Source organism: Bradyrhizobium sp. NBAIM08 (genome assembly GCF_020193935.1).
Lineage (GTDB): Bacteria > Pseudomonadota > Alphaproteobacteria > Rhizobiales > Xanthobacteraceae > Bradyrhizobium > Bradyrhizobium yuanmingense.
The window spans coordinates 1-402 of record NZ_JADYVR010000975.1 but is presented as its reverse complement, the minus strand read 5'-3'; the positions used below and the strand labels follow the sequence as shown (position 1 = coordinate 402).

The window sequence follows — 402 nt, the reverse complement described above, 5'->3', positions numbered from 1 at the left end:
AGCCGGGACCATCGCGGTGCTCAAGGACCCCGGCTGCGGCTGCTGCGAGGCTTGGGCCGACACGCTGCGCGCCGAGGGCTTCGCCGTGACGGTCGAGGAGGCGGACAACGATACGCTCGCGCGCGCGAGGATCGCGGGCGGCGTGCCGCTCGACCTCTACGGCTGCCACACCGGCCGCATGGGCGAGCTGGTCATCGAGGGCCACGTTCCCGCCCCCGACATCCTGCGCCTCCTGGCCGAGGCGCCGGACGCTTTGGGCCTGGCGGTGCCGGGCATGCCGATGGGCTCGCCGGGGATAGAGATGGATGGGATGCGGGACGCCTTCGACGTGGTGCTCTGGCACCGCGATGGGACAAACGCGGTGTTCGCGAGCTACCCCGCCGCGTGATGGGAGCACAGGGC

Annotated in this window: 1 protein-coding gene; it reads left to right on the top strand. The window is 72.4% G+C overall.

Annotation, left to right across the window (positions count from 1 at the left end; translation table 11 throughout):
• A partial coding sequence (locus I6F37_RS43015; protein WP_249795497.1) for a DUF411 domain-containing protein occupies positions 1–388 on the top strand: 388 nt, incomplete at its 5' end.
• Positions 389–402: the final 14 nt, after the last annotated feature.